This window comes from uncultured Roseivirga sp. (assembly GCF_963973945.1).
Lineage (GTDB): Bacteria > Bacteroidota > Bacteroidia > Cytophagales > Cyclobacteriaceae > Roseivirga.
Map to the genome: position 1 here is coordinate 127,192 of NZ_CAXBBV010000003.1, position 14,139 is coordinate 141,330.

The 14,139-nt window shown below is 38.5% G+C and carries 10 protein-coding genes; 1 reads left to right on the top strand and 9 read right to left on the bottom strand.

The window, feature by feature from the left end; translation table 11 throughout:
- Position 1: 1 nt before the first annotated feature.
- From AAC026_RS06930 to AAC026_RS06960, 7 genes are all read right to left on the bottom strand, one after another.
- Positions 2-1,723, bottom strand: a complete 1,722-nt coding sequence (locus AAC026_RS06930; RefSeq protein ID WP_339696296.1) for an ATP-binding cassette domain-containing protein — start codon at positions 1,721-1,723, stop codon at positions 2-4.
- Entirely contained in the window at positions 1,723-2,409 is a 687-nt protein-coding gene (locus AAC026_RS06935) for a TetR/AcrR family transcriptional regulator (protein ID WP_339696299.1), read from the bottom strand. Before AAC026_RS06935 ends, AAC026_RS06930 begins: the two co-directional genes overlap by 1 nt.
- A gap of 198 nt (positions 2,410-2,607) precedes the next feature.
- Positions 2,608-4,521: a M1 family metallopeptidase gene (locus tag AAC026_RS06940; RefSeq protein ID WP_339608143.1), complete on the bottom strand. Its 1,914-nt coding sequence runs from the start codon at positions 4,519-4,521 to the stop codon at positions 2,608-2,610.
- Positions 4,522-4,669: 148 nt separating this feature from the next.
- Positions 4,670-6,754, bottom strand: coding sequence for a helix-hairpin-helix domain-containing protein (locus tag AAC026_RS06945; RefSeq protein ID WP_339696302.1), 2,085 nt, complete (start codon positions 6,752-6,754; stop codon positions 4,670-4,672).
- Positions 6,754-7,569, bottom strand: coding sequence for a hypothetical protein (locus AAC026_RS06950; RefSeq protein WP_339696305.1), 816 nt, complete (start codon positions 7,567-7,569; stop codon positions 6,754-6,756). The genes AAC026_RS06945 and AAC026_RS06950 overlap by 1 nt, the downstream gene beginning before the upstream one ends.
- A gap of 82 nt (positions 7,570-7,651) precedes the next feature.
- On the bottom strand, positions 7,652-9,094 hold the full coding sequence (locus tag AAC026_RS06955; protein ID WP_339696308.1) for a BamA/TamA family outer membrane protein: 1,443 nt from the start codon (positions 9,092-9,094) through the stop codon (positions 7,652-7,654).
- Positions 9,091-10,233 (bottom strand): prolipoprotein diacylglyceryl transferase, encoded by a 1,143-nt coding sequence (locus AAC026_RS06960; protein ID WP_339696311.1) that lies wholly within the window; start codon positions 10,231-10,233, stop codon positions 9,091-9,093. Before AAC026_RS06960 ends, AAC026_RS06955 begins: the two co-directional genes overlap by 4 nt.
- A gap of 210 nt (positions 10,234-10,443) precedes the next feature.
- Between AAC026_RS06960 and AAC026_RS06965 the strand changes: the two genes are divergently transcribed.
- Positions 10,444-12,393, top strand: coding sequence for a TlpA disulfide reductase family protein (locus AAC026_RS06965; RefSeq protein ID WP_339696314.1), 1,950 nt, complete (start codon positions 10,444-10,446; stop codon positions 12,391-12,393).
- Here AAC026_RS06965 and AAC026_RS06970 read toward each other — a convergent pair whose 3' ends face one another.
- Positions 12,394-12,555 carry a Lacal_2735 family protein gene (locus tag AAC026_RS06970; protein WP_311316228.1) on the bottom strand — a complete coding sequence of 54 codons (162 nt, stop codon included), beginning with the start codon at positions 12,553-12,555 and terminating at the stop codon, positions 12,394-12,396.
- A gap of 31 nt (positions 12,556-12,586) precedes the next feature.
- The gene (locus AAC026_RS06975; protein ID WP_339696319.1) at positions 12,587-14,134 is read right to left on the bottom strand and encodes a hypothetical protein; all 1,548 of its coding nucleotides are present in this window, start codon (positions 14,132-14,134) and stop codon (positions 12,587-12,589) included.
- Between the last annotated feature and the right edge of the window lie 5 nt (positions 14,135-14,139).

Sequence of the window (14,139 nt, forward strand, 5' to 3'; positions counted from 1 at the left end):
TCTATTTTTTCGAAAAAATGTTTGAATACCATGGGTAAGTGGTCATTGAGGACACGGTGCCTTTGGCAATAATTTCTCCCTTTTCCATAACAATGGTGCGATCAAATTTATCCGCAACTAATGGATCGTTTGAAACCGCGATCACGGTCCAATTCTGGCTGAGAAGATAATTCAAAAATGAAGTCTTGTCTTTCTCATTTAACTGGTTGAAGTCATTTTCTAAGAGTATCATTTTGAAATTTCCAGCAATACTTCTGGCTAACATTATTCTTAAAATGATGCTTTGTGGTAAGTTTCGCCCTTCAGACAATAGCGTAGTATGATAGCCCTGAGGTATTGCGTCTACAAAATCTTTAAGCCCTACTATTTCTGCCACTTGCTGTACACGACTCATCGTAATTTCAGGCTTTCCTAATGAGATATTCTCGAAAAGAGTGGCATTGAAAATGTCGCCTCGCGTAAGGTTGTCGCCAATAAGTTTATGAAAGTCCGCTTTACACCAACTTGTCAATGCTACGCCTTGGCATGAAATAGAACCACTGTATTCATCGTATAAACCAGAAATGACATGGAGAAGGAGTGATTTGCCTGAGCCATTGTAGCCGGATAGACATATTTTTTCTCCTGATCCAATAGTTATGTTTACATTCTTGATGGTTTCTTCTTTCAAATAACTGAACCTGTAGCCCAAATTGGTAATGTTAATTGAAAGCCCTGGTTCGTCTGATGTGTCTGCGGTAGTACCGCTGTCACTATCGAGTGGAATGTCTGTTACATTCCCTATTTTTTCAATCGAAGTAAGTACATCGTAAATGGTTTCCATACTCAGAATGAGCTTTTCAACTGAGTTTAAAACCAAAATGATAATGATTTCGGCTGCAACAAATTGACCAATGTTCATTTGCTGGTTAATCACCAAAAGCCCACCGATTAAAAGCAAACCTGCGGTAACGAACACCTTAAAACCTACCAGGTTAATGTATTGTGTAAGCAAGGTTTTGAAATGCGCTTTTCTAGAAGTTAAATAACCTTCTACAACATCGTCTGTTTTGGACAAGGGTAAAGGTGACTGACCCGCAAGCTTAAAGGTTTCCATAGCACGAGCCAACTCTTCGAGCCAATGAGCTACCATGTACTTGTTTTTAGATTCAATAATGCTGGTTCTCAGTCCTTTTGGGGATGTGAAACGAAATATCAAATAAACGATTACCACTAAAAGTAACCCGAACATGATAAAGAATGGATGGTAGAGCGAAAGTAAAATCAAACCAAACACTACTTGGAGCGATGCACTTGAAAAATCAATTAAGATTTTAGATAATCCTTTTTGAACTGATAGGGTATCGAAAAAGCGATTTGCTAACTCTGGAATATAAGCGTTCTTTATCGATTCCATTTTCATTCTAGGAATGCGATAGGCAAACTCGAAAGCCGAGCGTGTGAATATTTTTTGCTGAATGTTCTCAGTAATGGTGAGCTGCATAATTTGCATTACACCTGAGGCTATTACACCAGCAATTACGAAAATCACTAGAATAAACCACGAGGTAGATACCTGTCCACCACTGATGAGATTGATGATGGCTTGAATTCCAAGGGGGAGAGAAAGTGTAATTACCCCATTGAAAAGGGCATAAACATACACACTCATAATTTCACGCTTATCTACTTTAAGCATGTTTAAAAACCTTTTTACGGGAGAAATACTTATTGCGGGATTCATTATTTAGTGTTTTGCTGAATGGTTGAAATGGCCATGTCGGTATAAAACTGTGTTAGAACAGATGAGTCGCTAGATATATCTGTTAGGGTTGGTAAATGGTCGGCAAAATATTTTTGATCATGAATACCTTCAATAATTGTTGAAGTGAGCGTACTTGCAAAACCAAAATTGGGGTTTAGCTCTTTAATAATTTCGCTTATGCGAAGTACTAGACGTTTGTAACCTACATAGAAACCTTCTTTATTATCATCATCTACCTGTTTAGTTAAGTAGGCTTTAGACGATTCGGAGATTACGATTTTATTTAGCAAACCAAGATTGAGGTAGCCAAACATCTCATTATCGGGAATGTCTTTCGAGATCACTTTAATAGCGGCTTTAAGCCTTTCTTCGGCAGATGAGATGTTGGCGGTAGAAAAAACCAAGTGGTATTCTAGCCAGCCCCAATACCAAGAAGTGAGGTATAAAAGAAGTTTGTGTTTGCTTTCGAAGTATCGATAGATGGAGCTTTCGGTGGTTTCTAGCTTAGAAGCTAATTTCCTGAAAGTAAAACTTTCCAACCCTATCTCATCTATCAATTCGATTCCATTAGCAATGATTTTTTTACCAAGTTCTGATGAGTTAGGATCTTTCAAGAAGATCTTCTCATTCACTTGAATTTGCATTTGGCTGATTAAATTATTCATGATTGGCAAACATAACGCCTACTATCGAAAAAGGTTTAATTACTATTGAAATAAAAATTAAAATAAACTTATTCGATAGTATTACTTTCAGTATGTGATACTTATTACCCTAAGGCCAGGTGGGTGTTCAAGATTGGACATAAAAAAACAGCTCAACCTTTTTGGCTGAGCTGTTCATTAATTTCTGTTATCCGTAAACTACTTATTCGTTTTTAGCGAGTTCACTTCCCATTTGTTATTTCCTCTTTCAACATCGGCCATTCTTCCAGAAGGGTCAATTTCAATAGAAGCAATATCAGACATTGGTCTATCAATCGTGAAATCATAAGTTGGGTTTACCCAAGCCCAGTCAGGGTGTACAATTCTTTTGTCTTTAGTTTCTGCAGGTTTTTCGCCACGCATCATTCTTAAGGCCATATAGTGTACTTCTTTTGAGCCGTCTTTGTAAGTAACTACAACATCCATTGGCATTGGCATCATACCTACTTTTTCTAAAGTTACATTGGTTTTGTTGCCTTCACCGCTTACTTCTTTCACACCGTAATCAATGGTTTTTGTAGTGTAAACAAAGTACTCGTTATACCAGTCTAGCTCTAATCCAGCTACTTTTTCAAAAGATCTGATAAGATCATTTGGGTTAGGGTGTTTAAACTTCCAATCTTCAAAATAAGCTAATAGTGCCTTGTTAAGGTTTTCTTCGCCAATTACATAGCCCATTTGGCTCATCCAAGCAGCTCCCTTTCCATAAGCAGAACTACTATAAGCACCATTAAGGTTGAAATGATCAGAATGAGTGCTCAAAGGCTCTTCTCTTCCGCTTTTCGATAAACCTATATAACTTCTTTGACCCGAATTGTTTCCTAGGTTTTCTAGAGTAACAGCTGGCTCCGATTCGCCTTTAGTAACACGGTTAATGTGGTTTGAAATTCTAGTTGAGGCATATGATGCAAAACCTTCGTCCATCCAAGGGTGAAGTGCTTCGTTGCTACCCAAAATACCATGGTACCAATCGTGCATGGCTTCGTGTATTGTTACACCAATGAGGCTGCCTCTTGAGCCAGTGATTAAAGTAGACATAGGGTACTCCATACCACCATCGCCACCTTGAATTACCGAGAATTGCTTGTATGGGTATTGACCAAAGTTAGCGCTGGCATATTCAAATAGCATTTCAGTTTGGGGCATTACCTTGTCCCAGTTTTCTTCATTCTGTCCTTCTTTGTGAATAAAGTGAAGTACCATTCCATTTTTCATGGTTAACTTTTTGTGCACATATTCTGGGTCAGCCGCCCAAACAAAATCGTGAACGTCTGGTGCAAAGAAATGCCAAGTAAGTTTACCGTCTTCAATTTTTTGGTTTACGGTTTCTCCTTCGTTTTCATAGCCGTGGCCAATCTCCAAAGGATTCTGTAAGTAACCAGTACCTCCAATCAAGTAATCTTTGTCAATTTTAATTTTCACATCAAAACTTCCCCATACGCCATAGAACTCACGCCCAATGTATTCATCGGCATGCCAACCTTGATAATCGTATTCGGCCATTTTAGGAAACCACTGAGCCATTGAATAGCGAACGCCTTCCGCGTTGTCGCGGCCAGTTCTTCTAATCTGAAGTGGAACTTGGGCTTCAAATTCCATATCGAAATTTACGGTGCTTCCTGAGGCAATAGGTTGGTCTAGGTGAACTTCTAGAACAGTTCCTACTACTTCGTACTTTACAGGTTTTCCGTTAAGCTTTAAAGATTTGATTTTTTGGTATCCAATCTCATCTTCCTTTAAGTTGAATATTCTATCTCTTACTCTGCGATCTGGATCTGCGATGGTTCTAGACCTAACATCCATCATACTTCCTGGTTGGAAGGCATTGAAATAGAGGTGATAAAACACTTTGTCCAATGCATCAGGAGAGTTGTTGGTGTATTTTACATTCTGGACACCTTGATATCTATTGGTCTTTACGTCCATATCAATTTCCATCTTGTATTCAATGGCTTGTTGCCATCGGTCATTGTCGGCTTTTATTGCCCCAGTTCCGCTTCCTTGAGAACAGGCCTGCATACTGAGCATTAACAGGGCCATAGAAAGGAAGTAACTTCCGAATTTTTTTGTCATCGTCTTTTAAGTTTAAAGATGTAAAGTATTAAACGCATAGCAGCAGTCCAAAATATTATTTTCGAATGGTAGGAATAAGTGTTCTAGGAACAAATTTGATTGAAGAATTATGATTCCTATTTGCGAAGCAGGAACTATAATAAGGGACTCAATTTAATTTATAACGTACTTGAAATTTGACTTCTGTGCGTTTGTTGCCTGAAATGGTTTCTAACCCAGTGCCGATTTCTTGTCGATCGTAATAAGTGGTTTTGGCTATTCTTGCCCAAAGATCCATTTTGCGAAAGGCCCTATAATGTATTAATAAATAGTTGCGAATGCCTTTGCCGCTATACGCTGGTATTGAAAATGCATAGAGCACATCGCGTTCATAAGCATATTGCCTGTTTTGACTTCCTTCTGTATCAAATAAAGCAGTGCGCCCGCTAAAGGTCCAGTCGCCATTTTTATAAACGGCATCTTGTATAAAAGCGTAGCCTCTCGTTCTATCATTTAATAATTCGTATTCACTGAACTGCACTCTTGATTTAAAACTGAAGTGAATTCCAGAAGCATATTCGAGATTGATTAAGTATTGGTCTTTTCTACCAGGTAAAACAATATTACTGTTAAAGTTTTCGCTGCTCACATTGGTGTCTTTTAGCTCGCGCCTAAATTGGGTATAGAGTTTTACTCGACTTCCCGGATTGTAATTCAGCCGGAACAGATAATCATGACCACTGGATGGCGTGTCAACTCTAAACCTTAACCACGGAAAGTGGTAAGTGTCGTAATAAGCTGTGAGGTAGAATTTTCGATTTAAAGTGTATTTTATCCCCCAGTAAACACCCTTTTCGTTAATATTGCGGCTGTTTTCTGCAAATGAAGTGCCTCGAAAAGTATGGAAGTTTCTTTGGTAAGAACGCAGCACCATAGCAAACTCAATACGAGGGCTTAGGCTTGTAGAGAAACCTCCAACAGCACCAATGCCACCGCTTTTGGAAACGGCACTTTCTCCAAAAAGCAAAAAATGCTTCCATTGATGTTTCCCATACAGACTTAGGTTGAAGTTAGATTTACCTTTAAATTCAAACTTGTTGTAAAGTTGATTGCTGCGTAAAATTGGAGTGGAAAAATGATTGGTACTGGCAATGAACCCTACTTCGGTACGGTCGTTTGAACGAAAATTGAGATTTGTACCTATTACGGTTTCGCCTACTTGTCTTTTGTTGGCAATTTCGTTTGGCGTACGATGCATTCCTGTAAGTTGTAGGGAAGAAAAATAAGATTCAAAATCTTCATTATCTCCACCCCTTTGAATATTAGCATCTTGCTTTAAATAAGATATAAAAGTTGTGGTTGTAAGTTTTTTGTTCAGTGTATAACTGGCTGCGGCCCCTCTCATAAATCCACCTTCCAAAACCGAAGTATATGGCTTAACTCCAAGCGTTACTCGGTTGGCTGTATTTACGGTTTCTGAACCCTTGCCCACCCCAAACCCAGCGCCAAATATTAAACCTTGCCCAAATTGTAATTGGTAATCTCCAATAATCAATTTTTGCCATTTGCCTTGGTTTTCGAGCATAAAATGGGCAGACCAGAAATCGGTAAAATAGGTTTTACTTTTAGGGCTCCAATGAAATCGTTCACCTGCGTCTTTTTCTGTAGTGAACCCAATACTGAAATCGTTTGGCTTCGAAACTCGATATCGCAGGTAGAGTTTGTTTGCGGAGCCAGCATATCGCGAGTCATCTGGAGATTGCTTTGGGCTATTGCCTCGTTTTTGATTTAAGATTCGTTCGTAACGAGAAATTAGGTAGTTGTTCCTTTCTTCTAGTATGCGTTGAAGCAATGGTCGTTCATCAACCAATGCGTCTTTCGCGTTTACAGTGACGAAAGGCTTTAATCGCTCAATGGTTGCGTAGTCAAACCCATCAATCACCTGAAGCTCATATAATGTAATTAGCTTTCCCTTTTCTTGAATGTAAGTTTGAAGGTTTTGAATCTGTATACTGGAAAGAATATATAAACTCTGAAGATCGTAAGAATTGGCAGTGTTTAGATTTAATGGATTTTGGTAGAGCATCAGAAGCGACTCATAGAGGTCTTCATAATTAATGTCTTCGTCCTGAAGGTTGAAGAGCTCTTCAATAAATAATTCTAGGTCAAATGGTTCTTCTTTTTGTGCTAGTATTTTTTCTTCACAGAAAAGTAAAGCCGTAATCGTCACTATGAGCAACCGAACCCATCTCATTACTCATTGATTAAGAAGGTTAAACCGAAGTTATGAGTATGGCCTAATTTTCTATCAATTCGGATTCCGTAATCCAAACCGAATCGGCTCAGTTGCAAACCTGCTCCAAAGGAATGGGTGTTGGTTAAAGTAGAAAAGCCAGTTCGGGCCTTTACTTTTTCTATTACTTGGTATTCTAAACCAAGCTTTAGGTCTGGGTCGAGATCAATGTCTTTTTCACCTTCAACTACTAGGGTGATAAGTTCTGTGGGTTTGTAGGCAATCCCTAAATTAATAACCGTAGGTACTTTTTCTCGATTATCTGCCGAAATCGAAGATTGAGTAAAATTGTAAATATGTGCTCCAAAAGTGAGTTGAGGAGTGAGGTCGGCCACAACTCCCATATCCGAAAGTAGGGTGCTCTTGCTGCCAAAACCTTCAATATTGTATTGTAAATAATTGATTTTTAGTCCTAAACGAATAATTCCTGTTTTTCGAGCAAAGGAAAGACTGGCCATTTGGCTGTTGAAAATATCATCTCCAAACCTGAATACCGAAAAACCCATACTACCTAGGCTAGTGGGCACCGCAACACCTGCCGAAACAGTGTTGAAAGGGGCGAAATCGAAAATGGTTTTATAGGCAAAAAGAGCAGTCAGTTGTTCTGTGTCAGTAAGGCCAGCTGGGTTATTGAATATAGACCAGCTATCGTGAAATACGGAAGATACTCCACCCATACCGAGGGCTCGTGGTCCAGCTGGTGCTCGGCTTGCCAATTGAGCAGAAGCACTGAGAGAAAAGCAGAGGGCTATTAAGGCGGTATAGACAATCTTCACAAACTAAAAATACAATATTTGGAATAAATCCTATAATTATTTTTCACAATAGGAGGTTGTGCAATTTGAGTCTTATACACTGTCAAAGTGCCGATCTAAAATTGACGAAGAATCCTGTTTGCTTTTCTCTATTTACGCTAAATTCAAAACGTACCACAAAGTCGTAATAGGTAACAATGTCGAGACCAAGACCAGCGCTGAGCATTAATTCTTTGTTGTAGAAATTATTGGTAGTAGAACGAATTGGATCGCCAGCATAGCCCATATCTACAAAAGCTTTGAAGTAAAAGGCATAAGGCATGGTTCTAAATTGATCTATTAGACTTCTTCTGCTTAATTCTTGAATGCCCGAAAGAAACTTGTATTTAAACTCACTTCGGTTTGATACAAAGGCATTACTTTCAACTACATAGCGTTCATAGCCTCGAATAAAATCTGGGCGATAACCAAAGCCAGAACGAAGCATATAAGGAATTTCATCACTAAAGTTATGGTACCCTTCAAGGCTATTGGCTAAGTATAGCTTGCCACCCAAATCAAAGAAGTTGCTGGTTGAACCACGAACAGAAAACATATTTAGGTCATTGAAAATGCCTAAGCCATAATTACTGACTTCGCCTCTAAATAGATTGCCAGAAAGGGGGTAGGCGAAGTAATCGCGGTTGTCCCATGAGTAGACATAACTTAAGCGAAAGTATTTCTGCAACTGTTCTCCATTCTGAAAATAATCAAGATTGGCATTTGTAACAAGTTGGCTAACACTCGCTCGACTGAATCCAGCATCAACCGAATGGCGGCTATAGAATGATGGGCGATAGGTAAGTGTTCCGCTAGAAGAAAAGATTCTTCTATTAATGTCGTCAGACTGCTCAAATTGAAGTCTGTGCCCATCGGTGTTTGTAGCTACTGTTTTGTTATTTGCAAAGCTAGTTCTGAGGGTAAGCCCCAAGGTTTGTGCTTTATTAATATATGGTCGTTGGTACTGTAATTCGTATTGTTTTGTGAAGCCAAACTGCGATCTAAAAATAAGCTTATCATTTCTGCCAGTTAGGTTGAAATGATAAAGTTGGATACCATAATTTACTCTAGAGAAATCGCGCTTCTGATTTACCCACCATTCTGTGAAATTTCTATCGGCTAATTTGAAAATGGGTAAAGGGAAAATGTACCAACGTTCTTGCAATCGAATCAAAATATCTACCTGAGTATCCGACATAAAAAGAGGAACTACCTCGGCAGTAATAAACAGGCGGGTATTGATCAGCTTTTGCTGACTTAGTACAATTGCCTGACTGAATTTTTGAAGTTCAAGTTGATCGCCTTCAACAAAATCAAGTTCCCTAAGAATGATTTCAGCCTTGGTTTTTTTATTTCCAGTTATATAGATTTTGCCTACTTTGACAAGCCCAGAATTCAGGCTATCGGCAACAGGTATGGTTTGTCCAAAAGCATTCAGACTAAGAATTAATAGGAGAAATGAAATAACTCCTCCTTTCAAACCCTTTTTTACAGTAATGTAGATCACTCTTTTTTCTTGCTTACAACCATGGAGCGGATTAAAACAAAGAATCCGATGAGGACTAAAGGAATGCTCAATAGTTGCCCCATATTGTATGTCATTCCTTCTTCAAATGCTACCTGATTTTCTTTGAAGGTTTCGTGAAATACACGTAGCCCAAAAATCCAGATAAGGAAGATTCCTAAGAGCAATCCTTCTGGTGTTCGTTCTTTGTATTTTAGCCAAAGAGCGAGTAAGAGGAAGAATAATATGAGTGATGTTGCCGATTCGTAAAGCTGGGCTGGGTATCGAACAATTCCATAAGTATGGATTGTAGCGGCCCACTGCCTACCTATAGGTGTTAACTCATAATTTAAGGGTGTACCAAGCGGCTCTTGATAATGCTCATTTACGGGGTAGCGCGTAAGCATTGGTTTAAACTCTCTCTCTAGTTTGGCCCTTATTTCTTGTTCAGAGCTGCTAGTGCCTTCAAAAGTCACATAAATATCTACAGGCACAATGCCAGGCTCTAGGTCTTCTGTGCTTGTGCCTTTAGAAGCTTCGGCACGGTCTACACCGTTAATGCCATCTTCAAAATACATTTCAGCAATGCGCCCAAATACTACACCTTGGTCGGTTCCTGTTGGTCTTCCTACAATTTCGGAGTTTACAAAATTGCCCATTCGAATAAAAACTGCGGCTAGAGCCACAGTAATTACAATTCTATCTACAATCCAGAGATAACTCTGGCCTACTTTCTTCTGTTTTTTGAATTTGATTTTAGGAGGGAGCAAACTGGCAGTGATAAAGTAACTTCTGTAGAGGAAAAGGGCTGCTAAAATTCCAAAAGCTGCACCATGGCTTGCTAAACCGCCTTCCCAAGTTCTGAAGAACATTAATGGATCGGCTAAAAAGCGATCGGGTTCGTAAAAAACCAAATGCCCCAAGCGTGCCCCAATTATGGTGGCCAATACCATGTGTACGGTAAGTGTATCTACATTGAGCGGATCTTTACCTTCTTTTTTGAAAATATAGACCATGATTTGGTAGCCGATAATAAAGCCAAGCGCAAAAAGCACACTGTACCAAACGGGCGGTTGAATTCCCCTGATGATTTCTTTCATGGGGTCCCAAACGATGTAGGAGAGTATTGTCAAATGGTGCATACAGCAAAGATATAGGAATTAGGAAAAGGTGAAGGTTTTAGCAAGGATAAACGTCATAATTTTGAAGAAAGGTATTTACAGGAGCCCAATTATAATGAGCGCCTGTAATTGAAATCCAAAAAGTATCAGTTTAATATATTTTTAGTGTTAAATGAAGTCAGTTTTGTTTTGATTCAGTGTAATTGTTATTTTCCTGAATAAATTAAAATTATGAAAGCGTTTTTCACTCTACTCTTAACCGTCCTTTCAGTTGCTCAGCTTAATGCTCAATCTTCTCTTCCCAGTTCCATAATAGGTAATTGGTTTTTGGTAGATGGCTCCAATACACTTGAATTAAGGGTTTCAGATAATTATATGATGTATGAATCTGATTTCTGGAACTTCAAAGATCCTATTAAGAAAGATAAAGAATGGCATGTTAATCTTTCTCAGCCAGGAAAAACAAGACAAATCATAATAAGAGAGGTTGGTAATTTTTTGATTTTGGAGGATGGAAGATTAATTAAACGATTGAGTAAAAATAAATTGGGTCATGACCGTCAGAGAATGCCTAGCCAACATGTTTGGCAAGATGATTTTTTCAAAAGTAGTCAAGTAACTCTTTCTGGTGTAGTAAAACCTAAAGGAGAAATGCCCTTAACAGCTTCCGTTATTTATAATCATGCCTTTAGCTCTGGGCAACAAAAGTTTACTGTGAATGTGGATGAACAGGGGCGATTCAAAATATTTTTCCCTTTAGATAATCCACAAGATATAATGTTTAGGGTGGGAGAGGTCTTCACTATGTTTTTAGCCGAGCCTGATAGCAAAATGGCAGTATTTGTAGATGAAGAGAAAGCAGTTAGCGGTATTGATGGTTGGTATGCAGAATCTCCAATTTCGTTTATGGGAGCTTTGGCAAAGGAAAACGAGGAGCTGAGAGTGGTAAAGCCAAAGTATATGAAGGTGAGAAACTACTTTGAGAACGACAGTTTGCAAAAGGCTTTGGAGCCAATGGAGTATTTAGAGTACCGCTTAGATTTACTAAAAGAGCATCAGGATTTTTATCAGAATTACTTTAGTGAAAATAGCCCAAGCCGAATAGTAAAAGAATACAGCGAGCGAAATATTAATCTGTATGCGGCAAATGATTTAATGAGGTATCGCTGGTTGCATAGCGCGAATAACGGTGCTTTAACTCCAATTGATTTACCTGAGGTCTATGAACTAAAAGTTAAGGAAATGATAGATGATGAGCCTTTGAATATGCTTGCTGGAGAGTTTGGTGATTTGATGCGAGAGTTTTCGATGGCCATGATGCCTAAAGAGAGAGTGGCAATGCACGATTACAGAATAGAGCAGGTTTATGGTTTTTTGAAGTCTAAAATTATTTCTGAAACTGGAAGGGCTGAGATTGAGGAATGGAAAATTGAAGAGAAAAAAAGAGAAAAACATTTTGGCTATGTTAAGTTAAGCGAACCATTAAAAGCCAGAACAGAAGAGTTCTCAAAAGAACTTTTAGAATTAAACCAAAAAATTACTTGGGATGATTTGTTAATGAGAATCGACAAGTTAGACCCAATATCTAAATCTAGTATCATCGCTACTTATATAGATGAGAGCTACTTTAATCGAGGAAATGAACTTCCTCAAGTAATATGGGATAAAGTGAAAACCTTAAACTTGAATAGTACAGCGAGAAACGTGCTAGAGCGTAAGTATAGCGACTTTGTGATTTTGAAGGATAAGAAGTTTGTCAACGGAATAGAAATAGTTGATTCAGAAGGAGATGTGCTAAGTCAACTGAAAAAAACTTACTCAGGTAAAGTGGTTTATATAGATGTTTGGGCTACTTGGTGTGGCCCATGCATAACGGAGTTTTCTCACTTACCAGAAATCAAGGCCAACTTTAAAGAGGATGATAGTGTGGTTTTTGTTTACCTAGGTGCCCAATCTGAAAAGAAATCATGGGAAACTATGGTTAAAAAGCATGAGCTAAAGGGGGAGAACTTCTTTTTAGATGACGCCCAATATGCCAAGTTTGATCAGGCAGTAAACATTACTGGCTTCCCTACTTACATGGTAATTACAAAAGAAGGTAAGCTGATAAGAGAAGGGATTAAAAGACCTAGCGCTAAAAAGGAACTTGTAGAACAGCTCAAAGGATTTACAAAGCGTTAATCAATTCATTGTTTCAATTTGCTTAAGGAGTTCATCCGCTTCAGCGGTTTTTAAATCACTTGCCCTTCGGTTGGTGTGCGAAAGCTTGTAGGCCTCATCAATTAGTTTTTTATACTTTGCTTGAAGCTTTTCCTTTTCCGTTTTCCTTGAAAATAATCCCATGGTTCAAGTAACATTAACTAATTAAGAATGTTCAACGACTTACTTCATTGGTCAGCTCTCCATTGTCGTACATTTCTATTCTGATGAGTTTGCCGTTTTTTGCATAGATATTCCAGCCTCCATCTTTAAGCCCATTGATTAATTCTCCTGCACTTAATTTACGGCCTCTCTCATCAAAGAATGTCCATTTTCCATTTGGAAGTCCCTTTTTGTATGGTCCTTCAGAGAATTTAGTGCCATCAGGATAATAGCCAATTTTTATTCCTTCTCCATTGGTTAATGTACCTGAGCTGTGTTTATCACCATCATCATCAGTAAAGTCAGACAACTTCATGAGTTTACCGTTTTTATAAGTTTCTTCAAGCATTGGGGATCCGTCTTCATGAAAATAGCCCCATAGTCCATCTTTTTCACTAGCTAGATAGCTTCCAATAGAAGACAACTCGCCACTTTCATGGTAAGTGAACCACTGGCCTTGCTGTTTACCCAGTTGGTAATCGCCTTCTGAAGTAAGTTTTCCTCTTGGGCTAAAACTTTTCCAATTCCCCACTCTTTGGTCGTTTTTAAAACTTCCAAATTCCGAAATCATTCCATTTTCATGGTAGTACTTCCAGACACCCTCTTTAAGTCCTAATTTGAATTCACCTGTTTCGGCTACTACTTTGTTGTCGTAGTAAGCAGTGAATGTACTGTCAACTACTCCTAATCGGTAACGGGTTTCGCTGGCAATTTGCCCATTGATATACCATTCTTTTGCTATCCCTACAGGTTTGTCATTGTCGTAAGTAATTTGGCTAGCTAATCTTCCTGTACTATGGTAGGTAGTCCATGTACCTGTTTTTTTGCCGTTATCATAGTATTCTTTAATTGAAGGCGAAAATTCACTGAATTCATAGTAAAGCCATTCTCCATTTCTTTCGCCATAAGCAAACTGACCTTTTTCAATAACGATTGTTCCATCGTACTTTAACCAATTGCCGTTCAGAAGACCATCTTTATACGAAGTTTCAATCATTAGCGAACCATATGGGTCGTACTGTTGAAATGAACCATCGAGCTTTCCTTTTTTGTACTGGCTGCTAATTTGAAGAACCCCGTTTTCATAATAGCTATTCCATGTTCCGGTTTTAGAACCATCTTCAAAAGTGCCTTTTTCGTACAGTTGGCCAGAACCATAGTATGATGACCATGTGCCATTTAATTCTCCCAATGAATAGTTTGTAATCACTGTTGATTTTCCTTCTTCATTGAATAGAACATAGGATCCGTTTCTTGAACCATTGTCGTATTTAATTCTTGCTCTTTCTCTCTTGTCAAGAAAAATCATCCATACACCAGCTCTTTTGCCTTCAACATAGTATCCTCTTTGAAGAAAGCTACTGTCGGCATTATACATTGTCCAAAGACCATCTCGTTTCCCTTCCTTCGTTTTCCCTTCTTTTGTTAAAGATGGATCGTCTGAAGGAAAAATCAGTTCATAGCTTTCCTCTTGAGCAAAGCCTGAAAAACTTAGGGTAAGAAAAATAAAGCTAGAAAGGATTAATTGATGAAAGCGCATAGAACGTATATCGAATGGCATGCAAT

Bases quoted from the DNA above. Each gene is read 5' to 3' on its own strand.
- AAC026_RS06930 (WP_339696296.1), bottom strand. From the start codon at position 1,723: ATGAATCCCGCAATAAGTATTTCTCCCGTAAAAAGGTTTTTAAACATG.
- AAC026_RS06935 (WP_339696299.1), bottom strand. From the start codon at position 2,409: ATGAATAATTTAATCAGCCAAATGCAAATTCAAGTGAATGAGAAGATC.
- AAC026_RS06970 (WP_311316228.1), bottom strand. From the start codon at position 12,555: ATGGGATTATTTTCAAGGAAAACGGAAAAGGAAAAGCTTCAAGCAAAG.
- AAC026_RS06940 (WP_339608143.1), bottom strand. From the start codon at position 4,521: ATGACAAAAAAATTCGGAAGTTACTTCCTTTCTATGGCCCTGTTAATG.
- AAC026_RS06945 (WP_339696302.1), bottom strand. From the start codon at position 6,754: ATGAGATGGGTTCGGTTGCTCATAGTGACGATTACGGCTTTACTTTTC.
- AAC026_RS06960 (WP_339696311.1), bottom strand. From the start codon at position 10,233: ATGCACCATTTGACAATACTCTCCTACATCGTTTGGGACCCCATGAAA.
- AAC026_RS06975 (WP_339696319.1), bottom strand. From the start codon at position 14,134: ATGCCATTCGATATACGTTCTATGCGCTTTCATCAATTAATCCTTTCT.
- AAC026_RS06965 (WP_339696314.1), top strand. From the start codon at position 10,444: ATGAAAGCGTTTTTCACTCTACTCTTAACCGTCCTTTCAGTTGCTCAG.